The 24,750-nt window shown below is 44.7% G+C and carries 22 protein-coding genes; 4 read left to right on the top strand and 18 right to left on the bottom strand.

Annotated features, from left to right (window positions below):
• Positions 1–239: 239 nt before the first annotated feature.
• Positions 240–662 carry a hypothetical protein gene (locus Q0I54_RS03690; protein ID WP_288620610.1) on the bottom strand — a complete coding sequence of 141 codons (423 nt, stop codon included), beginning with the start codon at positions 660–662 and terminating at the stop codon, positions 240–242.
• Positions 663–680: 18 nt separating this feature from the next.
• Positions 681–2,207, bottom strand: coding sequence for a fucose isomerase (locus Q0I54_RS03685; RefSeq protein ID WP_288620608.1), 1,527 nt, complete (start codon positions 2,205–2,207; stop codon positions 681–683).
• Between the two features lie 403 nt (positions 2,208–2,610).
• Between Q0I54_RS03685 and Q0I54_RS03680 the strand changes: the two genes are divergently transcribed.
• A complete protein-coding gene (locus Q0I54_RS03680; protein ID WP_296116538.1) occupies positions 2,611–3,291 on the top strand; it encodes a phosphatase PAP2 family protein in 681 nt (226 codons plus the stop codon).
• Positions 3,292–3,441: 150 nt separating this feature from the next.
• On the opposite strand, the gene Q0I54_RS03675 is transcribed toward Q0I54_RS03680, so the two are convergent.
• From Q0I54_RS03675 to Q0I54_RS03660, 4 genes are all read right to left on the bottom strand, one after another.
• The gene (locus Q0I54_RS03675; RefSeq protein ID WP_177957549.1) at positions 3,442–4,290 is read right to left on the bottom strand and encodes an Mrp/NBP35 family ATP-binding protein; all 849 of its coding nucleotides are present in this window, start codon (positions 4,288–4,290) and stop codon (positions 3,442–3,444) included.
• 178 nt (positions 4,291–4,468) lie between these two features.
• Positions 4,469–5,563: an S-methyl-5-thioribose-1-phosphate isomerase gene (gene mtnA / locus Q0I54_RS03670; protein ID WP_296116541.1), complete on the bottom strand. Its 1,095-nt coding sequence runs from the start codon at positions 5,561–5,563 to the stop codon at positions 4,469–4,471.
• A gap of 184 nt (positions 5,564–5,747) precedes the next feature.
• The gene (locus Q0I54_RS03665) at positions 5,748–7,019 is read right to left on the bottom strand and encodes a peptidoglycan-binding protein (protein ID WP_296116537.1); all 1,272 of its coding nucleotides are present in this window, start codon (positions 7,017–7,019) and stop codon (positions 5,748–5,750) included.
• Positions 7,020–7,641: 622 nt separating this feature from the next.
• Entirely contained in the window at positions 7,642–8,610 is a 969-nt protein-coding gene (locus Q0I54_RS03660) for a beta-ketoacyl-ACP synthase III (RefSeq protein WP_296116535.1), read from the bottom strand.
• Positions 8,611–8,823: 213 nt separating this feature from the next.
• On the opposite strand from Q0I54_RS03660, the gene Q0I54_RS03655 reads away from it, so the two are divergent.
• Both Q0I54_RS03655 and Q0I54_RS03650 read left to right on the top strand, forming a co-directional pair.
• Positions 8,824–9,588 carry an N-acetylmuramoyl-L-alanine amidase gene (locus Q0I54_RS03655; protein WP_294785072.1) on the top strand — a complete coding sequence of 255 codons (765 nt, stop codon included), beginning with the start codon at positions 8,824–8,826 and terminating at the stop codon, positions 9,586–9,588.
• A gap of 331 nt (positions 9,589–9,919) precedes the next feature.
• Complete coding sequence (locus Q0I54_RS03650; RefSeq protein WP_296116533.1) at positions 9,920–10,480, top strand: hypothetical protein; 561 nt, start codon at positions 9,920–9,922, stop codon at positions 10,478–10,480.
• Here Q0I54_RS03650 and Q0I54_RS03645 read toward each other — a convergent pair.
• The 8 genes from Q0I54_RS03645 to tig all read right to left on the bottom strand — a co-directional run bounded on the left by Q0I54_RS03645 (position 10,421) and on the right by tig (position 20,668).
• Positions 10,421–12,409 carry an NAD(+) synthase gene (locus Q0I54_RS03645; RefSeq protein ID WP_296116532.1) on the bottom strand — a complete coding sequence of 663 codons (1,989 nt, stop codon included), beginning with the start codon at positions 12,407–12,409 and terminating at the stop codon, positions 10,421–10,423. The genes Q0I54_RS03650 and Q0I54_RS03645 overlap by 60 nt on opposite strands.
• Positions 12,406–13,278, bottom strand: coding sequence for an Hsp33 family molecular chaperone HslO (gene hslO / locus Q0I54_RS03640; RefSeq protein WP_296116531.1), 873 nt, complete (start codon positions 13,276–13,278; stop codon positions 12,406–12,408). The genes Q0I54_RS03645 and hslO overlap by 4 nt, the downstream gene beginning before the upstream one ends.
• Positions 13,279–13,496: 218 nt before the next feature.
• Positions 13,497–14,249: a class I SAM-dependent methyltransferase gene (locus Q0I54_RS03635; protein ID WP_296116530.1), complete on the bottom strand. Its 753-nt coding sequence runs from the start codon at positions 14,247–14,249 to the stop codon at positions 13,497–13,499.
• Positions 14,250–14,266: 17 nt separating this feature from the next.
• Positions 14,267–15,196 carry a DUF1002 domain-containing protein gene (locus tag Q0I54_RS03630; protein WP_296116528.1) on the bottom strand — a complete coding sequence of 310 codons (930 nt, stop codon included), beginning with the start codon at positions 15,194–15,196 and terminating at the stop codon, positions 14,267–14,269.
• A gap of 107 nt (positions 15,197–15,303) precedes the next feature.
• On the bottom strand, positions 15,304–17,073 hold the full coding sequence (recJ, locus tag Q0I54_RS03625; RefSeq protein ID WP_296116526.1) for a single-stranded-DNA-specific exonuclease RecJ: 1,770 nt from the start codon (positions 17,071–17,073) through the stop codon (positions 15,304–15,306).
• Positions 17,074–17,095: 22 nt separating this feature from the next.
• Complete coding sequence (truA, locus tag Q0I54_RS03620; protein ID WP_296116524.1) at positions 17,096–17,857, bottom strand: tRNA pseudouridine(38-40) synthase TruA; 762 nt, start codon at positions 17,855–17,857, stop codon at positions 17,096–17,098.
• A gap of 169 nt (positions 17,858–18,026) precedes the next feature.
• Positions 18,027–19,418 carry an asparagine--tRNA ligase gene (asnS, locus tag Q0I54_RS03615; RefSeq protein ID WP_296116522.1) on the bottom strand — a complete coding sequence of 464 codons (1,392 nt, stop codon included), beginning with the start codon at positions 19,416–19,418 and terminating at the stop codon, positions 18,027–18,029.
• Between the two features lie 59 nt (positions 19,419–19,477).
• Positions 19,478–20,668, bottom strand: coding sequence for a trigger factor (gene tig, locus Q0I54_RS03610; RefSeq protein ID WP_296116520.1), 1,191 nt, complete (start codon positions 20,666–20,668; stop codon positions 19,478–19,480).
• 222 nt (positions 20,669–20,890) lie between these two features.
• Between tig and Q0I54_RS03605 the strand changes: the two genes are divergently transcribed.
• Positions 20,891–21,334, top strand: coding sequence for a hypothetical protein (locus Q0I54_RS03605; RefSeq protein ID WP_296116518.1), 444 nt, complete (start codon positions 20,891–20,893; stop codon positions 21,332–21,334).
• A gap of 138 nt (positions 21,335–21,472) precedes the next feature.
• On the opposite strand, the gene murI is transcribed toward Q0I54_RS03605, so the two are convergent.
• From murI to Q0I54_RS03585, 4 genes are all read right to left on the bottom strand, one after another.
• Positions 21,473–22,318, bottom strand: a complete 846-nt coding sequence (gene murI / locus Q0I54_RS03600) for a glutamate racemase (protein WP_296116516.1) — start codon at positions 22,316–22,318, stop codon at positions 21,473–21,475.
• Entirely contained in the window at positions 22,315–22,767 is a 453-nt protein-coding gene (locus Q0I54_RS03595) for a DUF1934 domain-containing protein (RefSeq protein ID WP_296116515.1), read from the bottom strand. Before Q0I54_RS03595 ends, murI begins: the two co-directional genes overlap by 4 nt.
• Before the next feature lie 94 nt (positions 22,768–22,861).
• On the bottom strand, positions 22,862–23,470 hold the full coding sequence (spoIIR, locus tag Q0I54_RS03590; protein ID WP_296116514.1) for a stage II sporulation protein R: 609 nt from the start codon (positions 23,468–23,470) through the stop codon (positions 22,862–22,864).
• A 143-nt stretch (positions 23,471–23,613) separates the two neighbouring features.
• The gene (locus Q0I54_RS03585; RefSeq protein ID WP_296116511.1) at positions 23,614–24,711 is read right to left on the bottom strand and encodes a hypothetical protein; all 1,098 of its coding nucleotides are present in this window, start codon (positions 24,709–24,711) and stop codon (positions 23,614–23,616) included.
• Positions 24,712–24,750 lie beyond the last annotated feature (39 nt).

Below are 24,750 nucleotides of genomic sequence, written 5' to 3'. Positions count from 1 at the left end.
TGATACCTACCAGAGAAGCCGGGAGGCCGCCGCCGGCAAATGCAAAGCTTCCGCTTTCTGCACCGCCGTTTTTCTTAGTTTTGTATGCCATAAAGGCACCGATACCAACGATGGATACCACTTCATAAATCAGTACTGCAATCAGTACACCCCAATTCATAACCAATTCCTCCTGTCTTTCTTCCATTGTACTGTCCGATACAATGATACATCATTTCAAGTTTCTTTTTCTATCCCGATCAGTCAGCCATTTCCCCATTCAGCTGGCGATATACGACAGAGGTGAGTTTTTTTGTATCCTTGATCTGAACGACCTCATCCAGTGGAAATTTAATATTCAATTCTTTCTGGATTGCCATCAGCAGTAATACTTTTTTATTCATTGCTGAAGTGGCACCATCACAGGATGCCTTGTTATCATAGGCTATGGCCTGTTCCTTACTGAGTTTGATTGCTTTTGCAACACTCAGTTCTGCCAGATCGTCCAATACATAAACATCCGACACTTCACCAAACAGATTATATTTATACAGGACATAATCATAAATATAGGTATGTAATTCGTCTTCCTCCATACGAGGATGTGCTTTGATATAATCTATCTGGTGCTGTGCATGTTCTCTGTGACTGATCAGATGATTCTTTATCTGTGAAAAATCCAAGCTTGTCTCCTTCTACTTTTATGCAATAACTGCTTCAATGCCAAGTGCTTCTGCAAGCATCTTCAGTTCTTCCACATAATCACCATATGCAAGTACCGTGTGGTTTCCGAAATACTGCTGCTTGTGATAGAAATCTACCTTATCAGCTACATTGAAAAATACACCCTGATCACAATTCTTCATCTCATATCCAGCTCCGCCTGCGATAGTTCCCTTTGCAATAAAAATCTTCGTCGCATCCGGCGAAATACGGATCATAGTGATCACCTGTCCGATATCCTGAGCAAAATCATAACGGATGGTTGCACCAAATCCGCTGTATGCAAACGGTGCCAGACGATATCTCTCTTTCTCTGCTTTCAGACCTTTCAGATTTCTGTTCGGTGTAGAGTGGAATGTCATATAAAGGTTTGTCTTATCTGCAATATCTTCAATGGTATTGTCATTGAACTTGTGGAATGGAATCATATGACCTTCTTTATCAAAAACAATCGCATTTGTATTTCCCATATATGGTGCTTTTCCGGAAAGATTTGTCATAATAACTTTTCCGATCACGGAATTGATATCATATTCACAGGCTGAAGAAATACCATTTTCATCATTCAGGGAATGTGTCATACATAATGTGAATTTTTCTTCTGAGAATCTGCGCGTAGAGCACAGATCAGGACATGGTGCCGTAAATGCATTACAGTCATACGCATCCAGCAGTTTCTGTACCGTATAGTATGCCTGAATCGTCTTTTTAACCATATCCGGCTCCATCGTACAGGCTTCTGCATTTGCAATCAGTTCGTCTGTGATCTTCTCGATTTCCTTCATATCTTCGTCGTTGATATTCAATGCTTTCCTGCCCGGCGTGGACGGGTTTGTGGTCGGATCTACCGGATGTGTCTGATCCAACAGTTCATGAACATTTACATGACGGAACTGAATGCCCCATTTATTCGTTACATCACTCTGATTAATAAAGTTATCATAAGAACTGTAAGAACGGTTGGAATCCCATCTTACTGCCAGAAGGACACGGGTGTTTTTCAGACATTTACGAACACGCAGAACTCTCATCCATGTATCAAACTCATCCCATGACATAAATGCATACGCTTCAAGTCCTCTGTTCTTTACCGCTGCCGTATTTCCGATTCCATCACAGCACAGTCCCGGTGCAGCACCTACCGGTTTTTTATAACGCTCTGCAAACTCGAGATAAATATCACCACGTCCGATTCCAAAGTGGAACAAATAAAAATCAACTTTATCAATGTCCTCTGCCATTTTCTCGTACATTGCTTCCGGGCTTCTGAACCAGTCATCACGCTCTACATAGATCGGATCCATAATATGAACGCCTTCCGTCTCATGTTTTACTACTTCATTTACATATGCGGCATTCATTTCCTGATTCATCATGGCATCATATTCCGGCATCAGCTCATCGCCTTCCCCAAAGCGACATGGTCCCTCATAAAAATATAAATGCTGAATACCTACAAAAATTGGACGAACATTCAATACTGTGTCAATTGTTTTCTTAATCATCTTGTCTTCTCCTTTTGATTACTTTGATTAATTATTGATTAGTGATTGATCATCTATTTCCGTTGGCCAACTGGATTGATTCTATTGTAACGTGAACGTTCCTATTTGAAAAACGGATTAATTTCTCAATATCGTGAAAGACTTTCATACCATATAATTCCTATCTTTTCTATCTTTTTTCATAGTAACTATTCTTTTTGTTATCCACTATTTCCCTGTTTTCGAAGCACATCGCTGAAATCTTTCCTTATTTTAATTTTTTTACACAAATTTAAGATTTTTCCACGTTGTTTTTTTTAATCTGTGGTGCTACACTCTTCTATAAACAAAAAAAAGAAACTGTGTAAGAAACACACAGTTTTGAGAGCATAAAAATTATACTTATATCGGAGCACTATTGCGTATGAAAAAAATTTTTGAATATCTCAGACACAACACCCACCTTTTTCTGTTACTATACGCGTTGATCTATATTCCGTGGTTCTGCTGGCTTGAGAAAAAAGTAAACATCAATTCAAACTTCCATGTCATTCACATGGCACTGGATGACTACATTCCATTCTGCGAATTTTTTGTCATTCCTTATTACCTGTGGTTTATCTACATGGCAGTTGGCATTATCTTTATTGCATTTACAGATGGAAAACTGTGCTGGCGGCTCGGTATTTTCCTTATTACCGGTATGACCGTATTTCTATTTATCTCAACGGTATATCCAAACGGACAGCTGCTCCGCCCGGATACATTCGCAAGAGACAATATTTTTGTACACATTGTGCAAAAACTGTATGCATCGGATACACCGACGAACCTGTTTCCAAGCATCCATGTATACAATTCCCTTGCCATTTATTTTGGACTGGCACACAGCAAAAAGCTGCAAAATAAAAAATGGATAAAAAACGCAGCACTGTTTCTCACCGTCTGCATTATTTTATCCACTGTGTTCTTAAAACAGCACTCTGTCTTTGATGTGTTGACTGCCTTTGCACTGGCTGCTTTTATGTATTCCGTTTGCTATGGTTCTATCTCCGTAGCTTTTGAACGGCGACGGCAGAAACGGATTCCGGCAAGACAACTTTAAATATTTCTGAAAATCAAAAAGATGTGCCATTTTCTTACTTTCATATGAACGAAAGAAGAAAATGCACATCTTTTTTACTACATAGATTTGGGGGGCAAAACACCCAAATCTTGATTATACGGATTACTCCATGCTTTTGACACTGTAATCCTACATATTTTCAATTTTCTTTACTGCGTCTTCCAGATATGGATTATCTGCTTTGTAGAATAATCCCTGATCGGCCAGTTCTGCATAAGCCGGATCTAACGGCATTTTTCCAAGCACCTGCATAGCCAGCTCAGAAGCTACCTCATCAATGTGGCTCTCACCAAACAATTTGATTTCTTTTCCACAATCCGGACATTTCAGATAGCTGTAGTTCTCTACAACTCCAAGTACCGGAATATTCATCATGCCGGCCATGTTGTAGGCTTTCTTTACGATCATCTGTACCAGTTCCTGCGGGGATGTCACGATCACGATACCATCTACCGGAAGAGACTGGAACACAGTTAACGGAACGTCACCGGTTCCTGGCGGCATGTCCACGAATAAATAATCAAGATCGCCCCAGACAACATCGCTCCAGAACTGTTTTACGGTTCCTGCGATAACCGGACCTCTCCAGATAACCGGAGCTTCCTCATCTTCCATCAGTAAGTTGATGGACATGATCTTGGTTCCATCTTCTGCTGCGATCGGTAAGATTCCCATCTCGCTTCCCATAGCCGGTCCGTGTACACCGAACATTTTCGGAATGGACGGTCCTGTGATATCTGCATCCAGAATACCTACTTCATATCCTTTTTTACGCATTGCAGTTGCTAAAGATGCAGTTACAAATGATTTTCCGACACCACCTTTACCACTGACAACACCGATTACTTTTTTTACAGATGAATACTCATTTAATTTTTCCTGAAAGCTCTGCGGCTGCTTGCTGCTTGGACATCCTTCACAGCTCTCGGAAGAACAGCTTCCTGCACTGCTGCAGCTGCTGCATGCACTGTCTGCCATAATTATACCTCCTGTGTATTTCACAAAAATTCAGTAGCGATTCAGCAAAGATATTCCTTCTTAGAACCAAACTCTGCTGAACCATTACTGCTTATTATACCCTACTCCACGAAAAAAGTGAAGTGTTTATTTTCCTATATTTCACTAGGTTTACAGGTTTTTGTAGAATTATTTCTGCCTATTTATTCTTCTGAGCTGCCTCTTTTTTTGCAAAAATCTCTTTGAAGGATTCTGTGTAAGGAGGACGCGCGATACCGAACTCTGTCACGATACCTGCGATCAGCTCATGATCTGTCACGTCAAAAGCCGGGTTGAATACTTTGACACCTTCCGGAGCCATGCGCTCTTTGTACCACATCTCTGTCACTTCTTCCGGTTTTCTCTGCTCAATCTTGATCTGATCGCCGGTCGGTGTGTTCATATCGATGGTGGATGTCGGTGCTGCGATATACATTGGCACGTTATACTGCTTTGCAACTGCTGCAACTACGGAAGTACCGATTTTATTTGCAGTATCGCCGTTTGCCGCCACACGGTCACATCCAACGAAAATAGCATCTACCCAGCCGTTTTTCATAACAGTTGCAGACATGTTATCGCAGAGCAGTGTTACGTCAACTCCGGAAGACTGAAGTTCGAAAGCAGTCAGACGTGCGCCCTGAAGCAGCGGTCTGGTCTCATCTGCAAATACACGGAAGTTGTAGCCTCGCTCCTGTCCCAGATAAATCGGAGCTGTCGCTGTACCATATTTGCTTGTTGCAAGTTTTCCTGCGTTGCAGTGTGTCAGAATACCATCACCTGGTTTTACCAGTGTCAGACCATACTCACCGATGGCTTTACATACGCGGATATCCTCATCCTGAATTTCGATGGACTCCTCTTTCAGAAGCTGCTTGATCTCAGCAACGGATTTGTCCGCATTCTTTAATACAACCAGCTCCATACGGTTTAATGCCCAGGAAAGGTTGACTGCTGTCGGACGGGAAGAATCCAGATACTCTTTCTGTTTCTTAAACTCTGCATAAAACTCATCATAGTTCTCTGTATCAATGCCTTTTGCTAATACATAGATACCGTAAGCTGCTGCCACGCCGATGGCCGGAGCACCACGCACCTGAAGCAGATAAATTGCATCCCAGATTTCCTGTGCTGTTTTTAATGCGATAATTTCTGTAGTTCCCGGTAATTTTGTCTGATCAATGATCACTACGGCACTGTTTTCATCATCCAGAGAAACAGTATCGTAATCCATAATGTTTTTTTTCTGTTCCATCATTTATCCTCTTTCTGTTATTTTCTGTCATTTACACACTATTCTACATGAAATCACAGAAAAATACCAGAAGAACATTTTTTTATAATATCCCCCTTACCCACCGCTTAGTGCTCTTCACACTTGAAGCGGGGGAATACTTATTCTGCGATAAAAATTTGTTGTAATTTCCCTGTAGGCGAGTTTAATTCAGTTCAGCGATTCTCGTCACGCCCACATAAATCTGGGAAATCTTATACCAGGTTGGAAAATCCACCACACCACTCACCGGCAGATCAAAAATCCGCTGGAATGCTTCTACTGCTTCTCTGGTACACTCCCCGAATATCCCGTCCGCTGCAATGGTCGGAATCGCCGGATATGCCTGGGAAATCCGGGCTAACTGCTGCTGCAACTGACGCACCTTCGTACCGGAGGAACCGACTGCCAGATCCGTTCCCGGCCAGGAAGATGGAATTCCGGCAATCTCTTCCGCTGAATTGATGTACATGCTACTCCCGTAATAATAACGCAGGATTTCAATCGGACTGTATCCCTGATCTCCCAGATATTTTGATCCCCACTGGGTCATCCAGCCGCTGCAGGATACATTTTTCCCATCACAGTATTGTGTCAGAATCGGCTGCTGCACATTCGGTCTCGACAGATAGTGATTGAAAATTTCATCCACGATCCGGGAAATATTGCTGAAGATCGTACGACCGAAGGACCACTTCTGATCGTAAGCAGTAGAAGAAGTAATGGTAAAATCGTATCCTTTTCCTCTGTACCACTCTGTGTATACACGGTTTAGGGCAAAGGACATGATTGCCAGAATATTTGCCCGCAGCGTTGCTTCCGGCCAGGTGGAGTAAATCTCACTGGAAGCCACATTTTTGATATAATCCCGATAACGCACATAATAGTCCCGCGCCCGGGTATCCGTCGGCGGTCCGTCATGGACGATCACATACTCCGGAATGACCACGCGGCTCAGCACGATCTCCCCGGTTTCATTTACAGGTTTTACTTCCTCCTCTGGAATCTTTGGTGGAAAATCTCCCCACAGCGTATTCGGGGGAACGACAATATTTTCCATTCCCTCTCCCTTTGAAATATCCAAAGGCTCCATCCGTATCTCCTGCAGAGCAGTCACATTTGCAAACACATCAATTGCAGATACTTCTACACTGCGGTAGCCCTCTGCCTGCACCGTTACGGTGTATTCTGAAAACGGTTGCGGCTGATCCGGCTCCTGGGAATATTCCACCGGCGGTGCGTCCAGCGTCACAGCCTCCGTCTGACCGGATGAATCTGTCTGCAATTCTTCCAACAGACGCTGACTTTCCCCTGTGTATGCAATGCCCACCCGTGCATTCACAACAGGCTGCAGACCCAATGTTGATGTCACATTGACCTGCAGCCTTCCTCTGTCCACATTTTCTGTTTGTTGTACGTGTAATCCTTTCTTTGCCATGAAACCCTCGCAAAATCATGTTTACACTAAATCTATGCGATGATAACCAAAAAATGTCTCTCTTCTTTTTATAAAATTCTTGTTTATCTATGTAAAGGGCAAATCCGAAAGAAAAATCCAGACAGACACGGATGATTTTCTACCTCCGCTGCGCCGCTTATCTCCGCCTCCTCCCTCGAACTCGCACGCAAATACAGCGTGCTCAAACACACTCACGGAGGCGGGCTATGCTCGCTGCGGTAACGAAAATCAACCTACCGTCTTGTCTTGGATTTTTCTTCCGGATTTTGCCCCATTTACGTGACGTCACCGTATGTCACGCATGCATCCTGTTTTTGACACATTTTGTCGCATGCGCGGCACGCAGTGCCGTCGTGTACTTTGACTAATTTTTGCAACGTAAATAGATAAAATGAAGCATCCTGTCAGGAAAAGCGATTCAGTGAGCGACTGATTTTCACAAGGTTTTGCGCGAACGGGAACCGACCAGCTTTTATCGGAGGTGGGAGTGAGCGCGATGAAACCGCAGTGAAAGGAAGGAAGCGAACGTCTAGCTTTCTGACAGGATTCTTCGTTTTCTTAATTATATTAAATTTTAGTCAAACCACAGACAAACAAGCGTTTATATTCCCCACTCGATTGCCATCGTTCCCCAGGTCAATCCGGAGCCAAATCCCGCCAACATCAGTTTGTCTCCCTTTTTCAGCATACCTTTACGGTTGACTTCATCCAACAGAATTGCCACGCTGGCTGCGGATGTATTTCCACATTTATCCACGTTCATCGGGATTTTCTCAGTCGGCACTTTCAGACGTTTTGCGATTGTTGCCGTAATTCTGGCGTTTGCCTGATGAAAAAGATACCAGTCAATATCCTCAGTGGTCAGATTTGCTGCTTCCAGTGTTTGTAAAATTGACTGCGGCACTTTTTTTACTGCAAATTTGAACACTTCACCACCATCCATGTACAGATAATCCATTGGTTTCTGTTCTGTCACAAACGGATTGTAGTTTTCTCTGTTTTTGACATAAATTGCACCGCCACGGGTTCCATCACTTCCCTGTGTGGATGCGATCACGCCGTGCTCTGCCGCACGCACCACGGCTGCACCAGCACCATCCGCAAATAACACACAGGTAGAACGATCACTCCAGTCCACGATACGGGACAACGTCTCAGCACCGATCACAAGTGCTGTCTTGTGGATTCCTGCCTGCATGTATGCATCCACCATGTTTAATGCAAACACGAATCCGGAACAAGCTGCGCTGATATCAAAGGCAACTGCATTGACTGCACCGAGTTCGCTCTGTACCAGACATGCAGTATTCGGCACCAGCGTATCCGGTGTACAGGTTGCCACAACGATCAGATCCAGCTCTTCTGCCTTTACTCCGGCTGACTCCAGTGCCCTGCGTCCGGCTTCTGTTGACATGGATGCTGTAGTTTCGTCCACTGCAATATGACGCTGACGGATACCGGTTCTGCTGCTGATCCACTCATCACTTGTGTCCACAATGGTGGAAAGAAAATCATTTGTTACTATTTTTTCCGGCAGACAACTGCCGGTTCCTATAATCTGTGCTCTCATCTATCCCTCCAATTAGTTTGATTATCAAAACATTCTATTTTCAAAGTATACAAAAAAACTGTTTTCTTGTCAACACCGAACCATTCTATTTCGCAATCCGCTGAATAAAGGGATGGATGTACTATTTCAAAATTCCGGACATATATTACTTACATGTAGCAACGCAAAAACAAATACAGGCTGACAACCTTATCATTATTAAGGGGGAAAACTATGGATGTAGATATTATTTTAGACGCCGGACACGGCGGTTTTGACAATGGGGCTTCCTACATGGGACGCCCGGAAAAAGATGATGTACTCCGTCTGACACTGGCCGTTGGTGCCAAACTGAAGGAAGACGGATACAACGTCTACTACACACGGACAACAGATGTTTATAACTCACCGACAGAAAAAGCCGCGCTGGCCAACCTCTCCGGCGGCAAATACTTTATTTCCTTCCACCGCAACTCCGCCATGGAAGATAACCTGTACAACGGTGTGCAGACGCTTATCTACGAACATAATCCAACGGTAGACACTCTTGCTGAAAACATCAACCGCCAGTTGGAACAGATTGGTTTTAAAAATCTCGGTGTAGAAGAAGTTCCCGGACTGATCGTTCTGCGCAAGACTGAAATGCCTGCTGTCCTCGTGGAGGTCGGCTTTTTAAACAGCGATCTGGACAATCAGCTCTTTGATGAAAAATTTGATGACATCGTGGATGCGATTGTGGCCGGCATCGAGGAAAGCATCCCTCTCTCCGTCCAGGAAATCCCGGAACAGTACTATGTCCAAACCGGACTTTTCAGATACGATGTCAACGCCGCCTATCAGTTAGAACGACTGCAAATTCTGGGCTTTGACGGCACCATTCACTACGAAGAGCCCTATTACGGTGTCTGGATCGGCAAACCCAAAACCTTAGACGAAGCCGTCATGCTGCAGGATGAACTCCGCCAAAAGGGCTATAGTACCCTTATCGTTTCCGCATAAATAGCCACGCTAAACCAAGACACATATTTTCCAAAACACTGTAATAGTAAAGCGGACATTCGCAATCCGCTTTCGCTACTTGCTCATGAACGCAGTCGCTTTGCGACCTGTCAACGGGACCTCTTAATTGGATAAATTGAAAAAATTGGAATGATATAAATTGAGAAAAGAAAGAATCCTGTCAGGGGAAGCGAACGACTAGCTGCCATGACAGGATTCTTCTTTTCTCTTCACAGTGTCAATTTTTTTAAACTAAACTATCTTTTCAGTCTTTACATTTTCGATACACGGATATATAATGATCATGTCTTTATCTTTTAGAAATCTACTTATGAAAGAATCATACATCATCGCATTCTGGTGTCCCATCCGGACCATTCACCCGCAATTCTGTCTGGACTATTTCATCCCTTTTTTTCAGAAATATGGCGACATCCAGTGCCTGGACTTTCAGTCCCGCAATGACCTGCGCACCATGCACTTACTAAAACAGGCAGACCTTGTCGTCATCGGTCTGCCTGCTGATTCTGCCTATTTTCATTCATTTTTCTGTGAAGGCCGCATGCCATTTTTCAACGTTTGCTACGCCATTTTGGACTACTTTCCCTGTCTGGAATCAGAAACCCTCAGTCTCTGTCGGCAGTACCGCATCCCGGAACACCTGACGTTACATGTTCCCTACAACGTTCAGTTTCTCGAAGCCCTCCATCGCGGTCATGTGCAAAACTATCTGTCCTTCGACCATAACCTTCTGCAAAACGAGTACAAACGTACTTTTCTGCAGGAACTTTGTACTGCCGGTCTCCGCATATTAAAGGCTCTGAACGAAGACCTACTGCTGATTCATCCGCGCTGCGAACTCTTCCCAGCTTCCGCCCAAAATGCCCTGTGAAACCGGCTGTTCGTCCTCATCCAGATGCTCCAGCTCATCCATCCAGATCCGTGCACTTGCATCGGACGGCATACGCAGATCTCCACGTGGAGATACCGCTACCGTACCAACCTTCGGTCCATCCGGCAGGCAGGAACGTTTAAACTGCTGACTAAAAAATCTGCGATAAAATGTTTTCAGCCATTTCTGGATTGTCTCTGTATCATAAATCCCGTCAAAGGCATATTTTGCCAGACGGTAAATCTTTTTCGGTGTACAGCCGAATCTCAGAATATAATACAGGAAGAAATCATGCAACTCATACGGTCCCACAATGTCTTCTGTTTTCTGGGAAATCTTGCCATCTTCCGGTGGAAGAAGTTCCGGGCTGACCGGTGTATCCAGCACATCATACAACACACGCTGCAGTGCCTCATCCCCACAGGTGTCCGCATAATACCGTACCAGATGACGTACCAGTGTCTTCGGCACGGATGCATTGACGCCATACATAGACATATGATCACCATTGTAGGTTGCCCATCCAAGAGCAAGTTCTGACATATCACCGGTTCCGATGACCATACCCCCGCTCTTATTTGCGATATCCATCAGAATCTGCGTACGCTCTCTGGCCTGTCCGTTTTCGTAAGTCACATCGTGCACGGCCTCATCCTGACCGATATCCTTGAAATGTACTCGCACAGAATCCACAATACTGACCTCACGGAAGGTTGCTCCCAGAGAATGGATCAGACTTACCGCATTATCGTAAGTACGGTCGGTGGTTCCAAAACCTGGCATTGTCACAGCCACGATGTCTTTATGGTCTTTGCCTATCAGATCAAAAGCTTTCACCATAACAAGCAGGGCAAGGGTGGAATCCAATCCACCGGAAATACCAACCACGGCAGTTGCCGCATGGGTATGCTCCAGACGTTTTTTCAGTCCCATCGCCTGGATCATAAAGATTTCCTCACAGCGTTTCTCACGGTCTGCCTTATTGCCCGGTACGAAAGGCGCCGGATCCACAAATCTGGTCAGCTCTGTTTTTTCTTCTTTTAAACTAAACTCGATGTTGATATAAGACTCATCCGATGTCACAAAAGTGCTCATGCGGCGTCGCTCCTCATTCAGTCTGGCAATATCCAGTTCAGTATAAATGCTCTCATTGCAGAAACGTCTGGACTCTGCCAGCAGTGTACCGTTCTCTGCGATCAGGTTATGACCGGAATAAACCACATCCTGAGTGGATTCCCCGTCTCCGGCACTGCAGTAAATATAGCCGCAGATCAGACGTCCGGACTGTCCTGTCACGAGACTTTTACGGTACATATCTTTTCCGGTTGTTTCATCGCTGGCGGAAAGGTTGACAAGCACGGTTGCTCCTGCCAGGGCATGTTCTACTCCCGGCGGGTTCGGTGCCCAGACGTCCTCACAGATTTCTGCACCAATCTTCAGTTCCGGCATCTGTCTGCACTGGAACAGGATGTCTGTTCCCATCGGAACAATGGTATCTTCATCAAGCGCCACCGGAACCGGATGTTTCATGCCCGATACAAAGTGTCTGCGCTCGTAAAATTCGTTGTAATTCGGGATATGTGTCTTTGGTACCAGACCAAGTACTTTTCCCTGCGCCACAGCTGCTGCCACATTGTAAAGCTTTCCGTTATATTCCAGCGGCAGACCTACAAACGCCAGATAATCCTTGCGCTCTGTATATTTTGCAATCGCTAAAAGTTCTTTTTTGGCCTCCCTCAGTAATACCTGCTGGTAAAACAGATCTCCGCAGGTATATCCGGTAATACAAAGTTCCGGAAAAACCAGAATTTTTGCACCTTTTTGTTCTGCCACATCCATCAGACGGCAGATTTCTTTCCGGTTTGTCTTTGTATCAGCCACCGTCACTTTCGGTGTCAGGGCTGCTGCTTTTATAAATCCCTGTCTCATTTGTGTATAATCTCCTTCAACTCTTCCAAACTGAATGTGTATGCAGTATTACAGAAATGACATTTCACCTCAATTGGTTTTCCTTCTGCGATCATTTCATTCAGATCTTTTTTACCAATGCTGATGATTGCTTTTTTCACACGCTCCTTGGAACAGTTGCAATAGAAAGATGCCGGGATCTTCTCTGTGATCTCCACACCGAAATCGCCTAAAATATACTCCAGCATACTCTCCGGGGTATGTCCTTCTTCCAGCAGATTTGTCACGGAAGTGATCTCAGACAACTTTTTCTCCAGCGCATCAATGATCTTCTCATCGGTAAACGGCATGAGCTGGATAATAAATCCGCCTGCCTGACGAACGGTATTGTCTTTATTCATCAGCACACCCAGTCCTACCGAAGACGGTACCTGCTCTGATGTTGCGAAATAATAGGTCAGATCCTCTGCGATCTCACTGGTCTGCAGTACGGTAGTTCCCACATATGGCTCTTTCAGACCCATATCTTTGATGACACGCATCATACCGACGCCGACAGCACCACCCACATCCAGTTTGTGCTGTTTGTTTGGCGGCAGCATGACATCATTTACCACCGGATAACCTTTGACATGTCCCTGGGAATCTGCGGTCACAGTCATTCCTTTCATCGGGCCACCGGACTGGATCTGAACGGTAAGCAGATCTTTGTCCCCTTTCATCATCACACCCATCATGGCGCCGCCTGTCAGCAGACGTCCAAGCGCGGCTGTTACAACCGGACTGGTATTGTGACGCTGACGCGCCTCCTCTACAATTCCTTTTGAAGTCATGGCAAAGGCACGGATGGAACTATCCGCCGCCGTTGCTCTTACAATATAGTCTTCCATATTTCTCATTCCTTTTCTTACTAAATTATAAATGATTACAGTTCACTTGCGCCATTCGCAAAAGAGCTCGCTTGCGAGCGATACTTCTTGAACTTTGTTCAAGAAGGCTACAGCTATTTTTGCTCATAAAAAGGCGCTCCCTTCATCACTATACATCCAGGTAATTCCTCATGCAAGCATGATCATTACCTGAATATATGTGATGAGTGAACTGTATCTTAAAATATATGTGGCTGTGTGCGCACGGCTACAAAATAAGCACGCTCACAGTCCGTTCCCGGTTTTTCCGTGGTGCCTTCCTCACAGACAGCCACCAGTGTCAGACCCGCCTCTTTCAGTAAAACTGCCACCTGCTCCAACTCATACGCTTTCTGATAATGAAACTCCTCATACCGTGCATACAGGCCGTTTTCCTGTTTTACAAACAAGGTCAGCGCATATTCATTGATGCTGCTTTCCTCGTCAAAATAGTTTTCCCAGATAAAGCTGCTGTCTTCCCGGTTTTCACAGATCGTGGAATCTCCGATCACATCTCTGTATTTGTGGATTGTATTCACATCAAAAATAAAGACTCCGTTCTGATCCAGATAATTGTGCACCAGTGAAAATACCTGCGCTAACTCTTCTGCTTCCAGAAGATAATTCAGCGAATCGCACACGCACACGACAGCTGCCACGGTACCATATAATTCAAATTCCCGCATATCCTGCTGCAGATACAAAATCCCCTCATCCGGGTGATTTCTGGCAATCTCAAGCATTTCCGCGGATGCATCCACACCGATCATGTCATATCCTTTTTTTCGCAGCAGACGCGTCATCGTGCCGGTTCCACAACCCAGGTCGAGCACCAGGCCATTCTGTATACCATGTTCCTGTAAAATATTGCAGATTCCCTCACACCATGCATCGTAAGGTACGTTGTCCATGAACGTTTCATAGACCTGCGCAAATTCTGTATATGCCTCCATATTTCCTCCACTCTGTCTTATCGGTTAAACAGACTCTTGATAAATGCAATGATTTTTGCAAAAAATCCCTGGGCCTGCTGTCCAAGAGCCGCTGTATCGATGTTCAATCCCATATCTTTTAATTTTCCATACAGGTTCTGTGCCTGATTTTTCAGATTGCCCCAGTCAAGATCCAGTCCCTGCAGCTTTTTCAACAATGCAAGCAGCTGATCGATCTGATCCTGCGTCAGGGTGACATTGAATTTCTCAGAGGCCTGATCGATGGCATCTGTAATCTCACTGTCAGATAAATTTTTTCCGCCCACCTGGTCTTTCAGGTAAGCTACCATACCTGCGATCTCGTCAGTATTTCCGGTTTCATCACCAATCTCACCGGTAACAACGATCTCGTTGATGGCACCGTCAATGACATCGGTATCTACTTCTTTCCCGGTCATTGTGGAGTAGGCTTTGATTGCTCCGATCAATGCCGCTGTTCCGGACATATCAAACGGACCCACAACAATGACATCTGCATCTTCCACACCGGCAGTTGCCAGGGCATTTTCATACATGCTTGTAGTACAATAATTGATATTTTTTGTGGTAACGGTAATGCCGCTTCCTTTTTTCGCCTTCATAACAGCTACGGAAGATAGCGCACGGCTTCCGATATGGTCATTTGTAATGTAAGCATCCAGATACTGATGCTCCTCCGCATTTGTCACGGTATTTATATCGCATTTTTCCAGATCCGCTTCTGTAATTCCAAAAAGCTCCAGAACTTTGGCTTTCTCATCCGCACGCAGGTCTGCGCCAAACGAAATATATGGTGTGTCACCATCCTCGATGGTCACCTGTGTCTTTGCATCGCTGTCACTGGTTTCGGCAAACACGCTGACGGTCAGTCCCATCACCATAACGGCTGCCAGAACTACGGCCAGTCCTCTTCGCAAGAATCCTTTCATACTGTTCCTCCTTTTTTACAGGCACTGTTTTCCCACTCTTTGATTCATTTATCAAAGTGAGCATTTTTACTCAGATTGTACTTCATCTGTCTGTAAACAGTATGCCCTCAGGCTGATACCCCTGTCAACGTTAATTTGATCCGCGGGGTCGCATAATAAGTGTCAATTTTCGGATAATAGGTAAAATGCAGAGACGCGTTATGAATGCATCGTCCTGCCAGTGTATCCTGTGCCACTACTTTACCATATTTTTCCTCTAATGGTAACAGAATATCTTCCGCATCACCAAAATATACCGCATCCACAGAAATTCCTGCACCGTTTCTCAGCTGCATCTGAAATACCCGTCCTTCTTTGCCACAGATTTTCAAACGTTCAATGGTCAGGTTTCGGTCTGCAAACACCGGTTTCTCGTTCCCTTTTCCAAACGGTTCTAAAAGTCCCAGCTGATCGATCAGTCTCTCAGAAATATAACTGATCGGCATCGGCACATCGATGACTACTTTTGGAATCAGATCCTCCTCTGTCAGAGTACAGGTTTTATTTAATGCTTTTCGAAATGCGTCAATGTTTTCTTCCTTCAGGGAAAAACCTGCTGCCATGGGATGCCCGCCAAACTGTGTCAGATACTGCTCACATTTACACAATTCCTCATACATGGAATACGCTTCAATGGAACGCCCGGATCCCTTTGCCCCATTTTCACTGCGGGTGATCACCAGCGTCGGCCGGTGATAGGCTTCCCGGATTCGTCCTGCCACGATACCCGCCAGACTTTCATGACAATCTGGCAGAAAGATCACAAGTACACGGTCTTTTTTGTATTCCTCCTGCTCCGCAATTTCTTTCGCCTGTTTTACCGCATCTGCCGTCAGAAGTTTCCGGCTCTCATTTAATTCCACAATCTCCTGCGCCATCACAGCAGCTTCCGTATCCGATTCACATAACAGCAATTTCAGAGAAAGCCGCGCCGTATCCAGGCGACCACTGGCATTTAAGCATGGTCCGATCTTAAACCCGATATCATAGGATTTCAGATTTCCCGGTTCCAGTCCATTTTGCAGAATCAGCGCTTTCATTCCGATGTTTGTAGTGTGATTAAGCATTTCCAGTCCAAGTTTTACCAGAATCCGGTTTTCGCCCTGCAGGTTCATGACATCTCCCACCGTTGCAAATCCTGCATTTTCAATAAAACAGTCCGCCTCCGATGGTTCCAGTCCCGCAGCTTCATACAGCACCTGCACAAATTTGAAGGCAACAGCCGCTCCGCATAATTCCTTGCACGGATATGCACAGTCCTTCTGCTTCGGATTAACGATAGCATCTGCTTCGCTGCGTTTTTCCACACGCACACCATCTGCTTCGCTATACGGGATCTCATGGTGATCTGTCACCACCACCGTCATACCAAAGCTTTTTGCCAGATGAATCTGCTCAATGGCGGAAATACCGTTGTCACAAGTCAGGATCGTGTCAACGCCCTCTTCCTGCGCTTTTGTCACCAGATGCTCGTTCAGTCCATAGCCATCCAGAATCCGGTCCGGAATCACAAAATCCACTACGGCACCTAAACGATGCAGCGCACTGTACAAAATATAAGTAGACTGAATTCCATCTATATCATAATCTCCGATAATCCGGATGTGTTTTTTCTCAGCAATCTTTTTCTGAATGATCTGTACCGCCAGATCCACATCTTTCAGCAGATGGGAATCGTGCAGGTCTGCTCTGCCGCCGTGCAGATACAGTTCCATCTCATGCAGATCTGTCAGGCCACGGTTTCGCATGATCCGCGCAACAACCTGATCAATGCCAAATTTCTGTCCGATTGCCTGAAAATCAGCTTTTTTTGCTGATACAACCCATTTTTCTTTCAAACTATCTTCCTCGTTTTCTATATTAATAAACCACTTCCCAAAGCGTCAGCCCCTGGGCCGGCATGGTCGGTCCAGCATTGGCCCGCACCTTTGCCTCCAGGATTTCCGCCACATGCTCCGGCAGATACACACCGGTTCCCACATCCACAAGAGTTCCTGTGACGATTCGGATCATATTTTGCAAAAAGCCGTTTCCGGTATATGTAAAACGAATCTCCTCGCCGATCCGTCTGATCTCGATTTCATGAATGGTTCGAACCGTGGATTTCTTCATTTTTGCGTTTCCGCAAAATGCCGCAAAATCATGCTTTCCAAGCAGATATTCTGCTGCTTCCTGCATGGCTTTTACATTCATTTTCTGAGGATCATGCAGCATATATTTCCGTTCAAACACATTCGGATATTCCGCATTCCAGATGCGGTACACATACGTTTTTTTCACCACATTCAGACGGCTGTGAAAACGCTCAGAAGCGGCACGCACATCAACCACTGCAATGTCCTCCGGCAGATACTGCGCAAAAAGAGCTTTCAGCTCTTCACACACTTCTTCCGGTGTCTTTCCCTCACAGCAGGCTTCCGGAATCCGGAAATTCGCCACCTGCCCATGGGCATGCACCCCTGCATCAGTGCGCCCGGAACCATCGATTTCAATGGTCCGTTCATATTGTCTGCTCAAAATTGCTTCTATTTTCCCCTGAATCGTCTGATCTGTGGTCTTCTGGCGCTGCCAGCCTTTGTAGCGGGTTCCATCGTATTGAATGATAATTTTATAATTTGCCATATGATTTCCTACTTTATTTTCCTGTTTGATAAAGGGGAAGTCCGGTGTGTACCAAACCTCCCCTTTTTTAATTACTTACATATTCTTTTTACACGGATTGCTCCGAATTCCATGTGTCCTTTACATGCAAGCATGACATGACACATGTATTCTGGCACTGTAAAAAGAATTATAATTCACAGTTGTTGACAGTTCTTGGGAACGGAATTACGTCGCGGATATTTCCCATACCTGTCAGGTACATGACGCAACGCTCAAATCCAAGTCCGAAACCTGCATGTCTTGCAGAACCGTATTTTCTCAGATCCAGATAGAAGTCATAATCTTCTTCGTTCAGTCCAAGTTCTTTCATTCTGCCAAGCAGCTTGTCGTAATCATCCTCACGCTGGCTTCCGCCGATGATCTCGCCGATGCCCGGAACCAGACAGTCCATAGCAGCAACGGTTTTGCCATCCTCGTTCAGTTTCATGTAGAAGGCTTTGATCTCCTTCGGATAATCGGTTACGAATACCGGGCGTTTGAAAATTTCCTCTGTCAGATAACGCTCATGCTCTGTCTGGAGATCTGCGCCCCAGAATACTTTGTAATCGAATTTATCATTGTTTTTCTCAAGGATTTCAATTGCTTCTGTATAAGTAACGTGACCGAAATCGGAATTTAATACATGGTTCAGACGGTCAAGTAAGCCCTTGTCCACAAACTTGTTGAAGAACTCCATTTCTTCCGGCGCATGCTCTAATACATAACGGATGACATATTTTAACATGCTTTCTGCCAGTACCATGTCGTCTTTCAGATCTGCAAAAGCAATCTCCGGCTCGATCATCCAGAACTCAGCTGCATGACGGGTGGTGTTGGAATTTTCTGCACGGAAAGTCGGTCCAAAGGTGTAGATATTCTTAAATGCCATGGCATAAGTCTCACCGTTTAACTGTCCACTTACGGTCAGGTTGGTTGGTTTTCCAAAGAAATCCTGTGTAAAATCAACGCTTCCATCGTCTTTTTTCGGCACATTATTCAGATCCATCGTTGTAACCTGGAACATCTCGCCTGCACCCTCGCAGTCACTTCCTGTGATCAGTGGTGTGTGTACATACACGAAATCACGCTCCTGGAAGAATTTGTGGATTGCGTATGCGATCAGGGAACGAACTCTGAATACAGCCTCAAATGTATTGGTACGCGGGCGTAAATGAGAAATTGTTCTCAGATACTCAAAACTGTGACGTTTTTTCTGCAGCGGATAATCCGGTGCGGAAGCACCCTCGATTTCAACACTGTCTGCCTGAATTTCAAATGGCTGTTTTGCTTCCGGTGTAGCCACCAGTTTACCGGTTACGATAATTGCAGCACCTACATTTAATTTGGAGATCTCTGCAAAATTCTCCAGATGATCACCGTAAACTACCTGTAACGGTTCGAAAAAAGTACCGTCATTTACTACGATAAATCCAAATGTCTTGGATCCTCGAACGGAACGAACCCATCCACCGATAGATACTTCTTTTTCAAGATAAGTCTCTTTGTCCCGGAATAAATCCCGGATGTTTGTCAACTCCATGTCATTGCCTCCCAATATACAGCCCCTTAGCTGTTATTTTTTACATCAAACTCAATTTTTTATTCTGCGTCTGCGGAACTGTCAGCTGCTCCGGTATCTGAAGAATCGGAACTGTCAGCAACCGTCGTCTTTACGCTGTCCATTACTTTGGAAAGTGCCTGGTTCTCAGCATAGCTTAATTTTACATAATCCTCTCCGCCGTACTCTTTATAGAAAGTGTCGCGGTCAGCGATTCCATACTGGGAAACATAGCTGTCTACGAATGTCTCAAAGTTTTTCTCAGAAATAGAGATGTTCTGATCTTTTACGATTGCTTCCAGGATCAGCTCCTGTTTCAGACTCTCCTCAATATAATCACTTACCTGATCGTTGAAATCATCTTCGGACATTCCCATATAATCTTCAAAGCTCTTTCCGCTCTCTTCTACTGCTTTATTCACACGGTCTTTGTACTCGGAAATTCTCTGGTCTAACAAACCGTCCGGAATTGTAACCTCACACTCTTCCAGAAGTTTGGAAAGTACGCCTGACTGGATCTCAGACATTTTATTGCTATAAACCTGCTGCTCCAAAGTGCTGCTTACTGTAGATTTCAAGCCATCAACAGTTGTAATTCCCTGGCTTGAAAAATTCTGGCTGACATACTCATCCGTCAGATCATCGTAAGTCATTTCTTTCTGTGTATCAATGCTGTTGATCGTAACAGTAAATACAACGTCCTTGCCTGCCAGATCTGTATTATTACTATAGTCATCCGGGAATTTCAGGTTCAGATCTACGGTATCTCCAACATTTTTTCCAATCAGTCCGTCCTCGAATCCATCAATAAAAGATCCGGATCCGATGGTCAGATGCTGTCCCGTAGCGCTGCCGCCGCTGAACTCTTCGCCATCTACTTTTCCGACATAGTCGATATTTACGATATCACCGCTCTCAACAGTCTTCTTGTCACTTACTTCATAAGACGGATACTGAGACATCAGATACTCGATATAAGACTGAATTGCATCATCTGTCACAGAATAATCCTGAGACAGTTCTACTGTCATATTCATATAGTCATTCAGCTTTACATATTTCTCTACTTTATAGTCTGTTGCTTTCAGCAGTTCCTTTGCGGAAATTTCCACATCCTGCTCTTCTTCTGCGGAAGCACTGGTTCCTGTACCAGCTCCTTTCTGTCCACATCCGCCAAGTGCAGCAGTTGCAACCATAACTGCCATTAATACCATCACGAGTTTCTTTTTCATTATTATTGTTCCTTTCTGTCGAATGAATCTTTTCCCCAAAAATCCACCCCCGGTCTGCGCTTCTCTCAAAAGGCATCACTGTCTTTAAAGATATCATATTTTCCTGTAAATGAAAAGTGATTCTTCTATTTTTTTCTTGAGTTTTCGCATAATCAATGATACAATATCACTTAGACTTAGTTTTACTATGAACAAAAAACCGATAAAGGAGGAAATATATCCGTGTCACCACAGATTATTACGCTTATTATTGCTATCGCAGTATGTGTGGCTGCCATCATTCTTATGTATTTCTTAGGAAAAAGAAATATGAAAAAGCGTGATGAACAGCAGGCTGCCATTGACCAGGCTGCACAGTGGGTAAATATGCTGATCATCGACAAGAAAAAGCTTCGTATGAAAGAATCCGGTCTGCCACAGCAAGTCATTGATCAGACTCCGAAGTTCGCAAAACTGGCAAAAATACCGGTTGTCAAAGCAAAAGTCGGACCTCAGATCATGGTTCTCATCGCAGACAATCAGATTTATGATCAGATCCCTGTGAAAAAAGAAGTAAAAGCTTCTGTCAGTGGTCTCTACATCTCCGATGTCCGCGGTGTGCGTGGACCACTGGAGAAACCGGAAAAGAAACGTGGTTTCTTCGCAAAACTTACCGGTCAGAAATAAGAATTACAATATGTAAGAAAAAATGGAGCGTGATGAATGTTGATTTTTCATCGCGCTCCATTTTTTTCTTATTTTACCGACTTTGCTCTGCAAAATGACCGTAATAGTCTGCATCTTCTTTTACAAATTGTTTTTCACTTAGTAATCTTCAATATGTATCAATTGTGTGGTATCCACACCATACGGCAAAATGGAATTTGCAAAATTCTTAAACTTGTTTGCCGCATCACTGACATAAAACTCATGCATCGGTCCTTCGTAACTCTGCTTTCCGTCGTTGTTCAGTCCGTTCTGTTCCAGCAGGGCTTTCAGTTCTCTGGCTGTCTCATAGGCCGGATTTACGAGATTTACTTTTTCTCCCATGATCTGACGCAGTGTGGAACGCAGCAGCGGATAATGGGTGCAGCCCATGATCAGCGTATCAATGCCAGATTCCAGCAATGGCTCCAGATAGCGGTTTGCTACTTCGACAGTCACCGGATCCTTTAACCATCCTTCTTCTACCAGCGGCACAAACAGCGGACATGGCTTGCCAAGCACCTGTGCATTTGGTTTGTGCGAATGAATAACCTCAGTATACACTTGGCTTTCAATGGTACTTTCTGTGGCGATCACACCAATTTTCCCATTTTTTGTCACTCTGGCAGCTTCCTTGGCTCCTGGTTTTAACACACCAATGATCGGAATATCAAACTCCGGCTGTATGGTCTCCAGTGCCAGTGCGCTTGCTGTGTTGCAGGCAATTACGATAGCCTTTACACCTTTGCTCTGTAAAAATCGAATGATCTGTCTGGAGAACCGGATGATCGTCTCCTTGGATTTACTTCCGTAAGGCACACGGGCAGTATCTCCAAAATAAATGATCCGCTCGTTCGGAATCTGACGCATGATCTCTCTGGCCACGGTCAGTCCGCCTACACCGGAATCAAACACACCAATGGGTGCATATCGAAACTCGTCTTTTTCTTTTAATTTATCTGTCATTCCCCTTTTTCCTTTCGCTCATTTATTCCCTTGGATTTAACTTTCATCGTCAAGGTACATTCTGCCAGATGCTCCTCTTCCACTTCCATATCATATTCCAGTTTCACATGGAGCATATCCTCTGTCTCCATCACTCGGATCGTCCGTGAATCAAAACCAAGCATCATGCTTCCATATGGTGTCTGATAGGAAGTCCGTGTCTTCTTGTCTTTCTGAAAACTCATATGTACACCGGCGGCTCCCTTTTTGGACAGATCCACAGTATCTTCTCCTATCTTGATCATGCACTTTGTCACTCCCTGCACACCTTCCTGTACTTCATCATACAGGATGTAATGCTTGCCGTTGCGGAAATAATATTCTCCCGGAGTGACAGTCTCTACCGGATCGTTTACTTCTCCATCTATCGTTTGTACGCCGCTGATGGTAATCAACACGTCTTTTTTCATATTGTGTCCTCACATCTTTTCTTCTTATTCTTAACTTTTTATTCTATATTTCTTCTTCCAGTAACTCCCACACATTGTAAAGGTTTTTCCGCAATTATTCAAGCACACGATTCAGAAATCCGAGCATTTTAAACCGAATCTTAAAATTTCCATTCTCCAAAACTGCCGCATATTCCGTTGGGTCAAGAACTTCCCTCAGTTTTTCCCCGGAAGCCTCATCCACCTCGTACATGCTGTTTGCAAAACAAAGGTTCGGATACATCACACACCACCAATTATGCCCCTCGCCGGAACCGATCACCACACGGAGTGCCTCATACTCGCCACCCGGAAAGGTATATGCTCCGTATGTTTTTTCCGGAAACGCACAGTTTTCAAGGGTTGCACTCACCGGATAATGGTAACCTTCATCCTCGATCACCGCTGCCGCACAGTCCTCGATCACACACAGATTCTGCTCTACCACCTGCGTACTCTCATCTAAAGTCTTTGCATCTTTTAATTTGTCCGCCATCACGATTCCTACCCGATCACGCACCTTCCGTTTCAGTTCCTGATCTTCTGTACTGTCACTGTTCGCCAGCACATGGAACCGCAGCACTTTCTGCGCCATGCTCTGCTGCAGGCATCGGGTCTGTATCGTTGTAGAAAGCAGGATGCAGGCTGCTGCAGCCAGACACACTGCCAGAATTCTTTTTTTCATTACGCTCATTTCCTTTCATTCAAGAATGCCCTCGGCATTCTTGCTGCGAGATGCATGTCATGCAGCGCATGACATATTCTTCTGTGCATCTCTGCAACTCTACACTCTGTTCTCAGAAATGAGTATTTCCATATTTTTCCGGTTTATTCCACTACAACCTGCACCCATTTTGTTTCTTCACCGAGCATCTGCTGCCACTTTTCAGCAAAAGATTGCAGTTGTGTTTCCAATTCCCGTTTTGCCTGCGCTTCCAGCTTCTGGGTTTTCTGGCTTCCTTCCATACGATTCGTAATGCCAAAAGAACCATGCACTGTAATTTTCTTTACTGTATGCTCTCTTTCATTTTCTATACCATCCGTCTGTACTTTTTGTGCTGCATCTTTCACTTCGTCATTTTGCAATCTATCTCCTTGCTCTACCTCTTTTTGCTCTACTCGCAGTTGCTCCACGGTCACCCCGGTGCCATCCTTCATCTGGAACTGATATTCCCGCATCTTATTTTGCAGTAACAGGGCATCATATCCTTCCTGCAATGAAAGATTTCCTGCAATTTTCATTCGATGCAATACAGCAAAACCACCAATGTTTAATTTTCCGTTCTGCAATTCCAGCTTTGGAATACACATCATTTCTTCCGCTCCGTAAAACTGCTGCATCAGCGTGCCAACCGTCACAAAAGCGTTGTCTTTCACATGTTTCCACTCCTCCAGCAAATCTTCCAGATAAATCCCCATGCACTCCGGCAGCTGCATATCCTCTGAAAAAAGCTGCTCCATCGGTTCCTCCGCCAACAGCACATACGTATTCCAGGCCGCATCTGTCTCCTTTTCAAAAAAAGATAACACTGCCTCAGATGCATCTTCTGACGCAAATACCCGCGGATTCAAAATCAGCACTTTCAAATGATTCAGATCCGGATTTTTGTTGCTGTTCTCCGACATCTGGCGCATTCCGGTAAACAGATCCCGTACCTCTCCATCCCAGAACACATCGGATGAGAGCGCATTTTCCGAAGCCTTTTCATCCTGCAGATCCGGATAGGCCAGATATAACTTCATTGCGCCATCATCCTGCGCCTCCACTCCAAGCGCCAGCGGAAAAGCCTGATTTTCCAGTTCATTGACACCACAGCCGCCTAGGCAGGCAAGACAAAACACAAAGATTGTCCAAAACAACGCACACAGGATGATTCGCATTTTCTGATATGCAGAATCTATTTTCTGTTCTACCTTCTGCTCCATTTCAGTAACCTGCCTTTCTATCATAACCTGAATTGATTC

The organism is uncultured Eubacterium sp. (genome assembly GCF_934295145.1).
Taxonomy (GTDB): domain Bacteria; phylum Bacillota; class Clostridia; order Lachnospirales; family Lachnospiraceae; genus Eubacterium_I.
This window is presented reverse-complemented; position numbering and strand designations above follow the sequence as displayed.

Bases quoted from the DNA above. Each gene is read 5' to 3' on its own strand.
- Q0I54_RS03685 (WP_288620608.1), bottom strand. From the start codon at position 2,207: ATGATTAAGAAAACAATTGACACAGTATTGAATGTTCGTCCAATTTTT.
- Q0I54_RS03680 (WP_296116538.1), top strand. From the start codon at position 2,611: ATGAAAAAAATTTTTGAATATCTCAGACACAACACCCACCTTTTTCTG.
- Q0I54_RS03675 (WP_177957549.1), bottom strand. From the start codon at position 4,290: ATGGCAGACAGTGCATGCAGCAGCTGCAGCAGTGCAGGAAGCTGTTCT.
- mtnA (WP_296116541.1), bottom strand. From the start codon at position 5,563: ATGGAACAGAAAAAAAACATTATGGATTACGATACTGTTTCTCTGGAT.
- Q0I54_RS03665 (WP_296116537.1), bottom strand. From the start codon at position 7,019: ATGGCAAAGAAAGGATTACACGTACAACAAACAGAAAATGTGGACAGA.
- Q0I54_RS03660 (WP_296116535.1), bottom strand. From the start codon at position 8,610: ATGAGAGCACAGATTATAGGAACCGGCAGTTGTCTGCCGGAAAAAATA.
- Q0I54_RS03655 (WP_294785072.1), top strand. From the start codon at position 8,824: ATGGATGTAGATATTATTTTAGACGCCGGACACGGCGGTTTTGACAAT.
- Q0I54_RS03650 (WP_296116533.1), top strand. From the start codon at position 9,920: ATGAAAGAATCATACATCATCGCATTCTGGTGTCCCATCCGGACCATT.
- Q0I54_RS03645 (WP_296116532.1), bottom strand. From the start codon at position 12,409: ATGAGACAGGGATTTATAAAAGCAGCAGCCCTGACACCGAAAGTGACG.
- hslO (WP_296116531.1), bottom strand. From the start codon at position 13,278: ATGGAAGACTATATTGTAAGAGCAACGGCGGCGGATAGTTCCATCCGT.
- Q0I54_RS03635 (WP_296116530.1), bottom strand. From the start codon at position 14,249: ATGGAGGCATATACAGAATTTGCGCAGGTCTATGAAACGTTCATGGAC.
- Q0I54_RS03630 (WP_296116528.1), bottom strand. From the start codon at position 15,196: ATGAAAGGATTCTTGCGAAGAGGACTGGCCGTAGTTCTGGCAGCCGTT.
- truA (WP_296116524.1), bottom strand. From the start codon at position 17,857: ATGGCAAATTATAAAATTATCATTCAATACGATGGAACCCGCTACAAA.
- asnS (WP_296116522.1), bottom strand. From the start codon at position 19,418: ATGGAGTTGACAAACATCCGGGATTTATTCCGGGACAAAGAGACTTAT.
- tig (WP_296116520.1), bottom strand. From the start codon at position 20,668: ATGAAAAAGAAACTCGTGATGGTATTAATGGCAGTTATGGTTGCAACT.
- murI (WP_296116516.1), bottom strand. From the start codon at position 22,318: ATGACAGATAAATTAAAAGAAAAAGACGAGTTTCGATATGCACCCATT.
- Q0I54_RS03595 (WP_296116515.1), bottom strand. From the start codon at position 22,767: ATGAAAAAAGACGTGTTGATTACCATCAGCGGCGTACAAACGATAGAT.
- spoIIR (WP_296116514.1), bottom strand. From the start codon at position 23,470: ATGAAAAAAAGAATTCTGGCAGTGTGTCTGGCTGCAGCAGCCTGCATC.
- Q0I54_RS03585 (WP_296116511.1), bottom strand. From the start codon at position 24,711: ATGGAGCAGAAGGTAGAACAGAAAATAGATTCTGCATATCAGAAAATG.